The sequence below is a fragment of the Streptomyces sp. JJ36 genome, assembly GCF_021696945.1.
Classification (GTDB): Bacteria; Actinomycetota; Actinomycetes; order Streptomycetales; family Streptomycetaceae; genus Streptomyces.
On record NZ_JACYHE010000180.1, the window covers coordinates 1 to 717 of the forward strand.

The 717-nt window shown below is 69.9% G+C and carries 1 protein-coding gene and 1 pseudogene; both read right to left on the reverse strand.

The window, feature by feature from the left end:
- Positions 1–290 (reverse strand): annotated as a pseudogene (locus tag HOY81_RS27065) (hypothetical protein); the annotation flags it as partial.
- A 244-nt stretch (positions 291–534) separates the two neighbouring features.
- Positions 535–717, reverse strand: a 183-nt coding sequence (locus tag HOY81_RS27070) for a hypothetical protein (protein WP_237323349.1), incomplete at its 5' end; no start/stop codon positions are given.

Here is a 717-nt window from a genome sequence, read left to right on the forward strand (position 1 = left end):
CCCTCGGAGGTGCCACCCTGGTCGCCACCCTCGGAGGTACCGCCCTGGTCACCGCCCTCGGAGGTGCCACCCTGGGCGCCCTCGCTGGTGCCCTCGGAGACACCCACGCTGGTGCCCTCGGAGGTGCCGCCGGAGTCGTCACCGGTGAGGTCGACGTCGGCCTCGACCGTGACGCCGTCCTCGTCGGCACCGATACCGAGCCCGATGCCCGCGGCCGAGGCCGCACCCGCGGCCGTCAGGGACAGGCCCGCCGCGAAGACGGCACCGGCCGCCACGCGCGCGACGCGCACACGCGTCCTGCTGTTTCTCATCTGCCAACTACCCCCAGTAGATGTACGTCGATGGGCGGCTCGTGTGCGGGGCTTCACCGGCGACGGGGCGTCGTTTCGCACGCTTCTGCGGTCACCCACCCGTACGCGCCCCGGACCACACGCCTGCCGAGCGAACAGCTTTCCCAGTTTTCACACCATCGTCAAGCGAACTCCTGCCGCTCCCGGGTGAAAGGAGTGTGAGGCTTCCGACACCCCAACGCCCTTACCACACACGGCGAACGACCACGTCCTCCGCCTTCACGAAGGCAACGCGGTGACCCAACTGGATCTGGTGGTAGCGCTCCTGACCCCGCACCACCTCGGACGTCTCCACCTCCGGGTCGTAGCTCTTGGCCCAGTAGTACTCGCCGGGGGTGGTCAGGCCCCAGGCGTAGTGCTGGCCGGG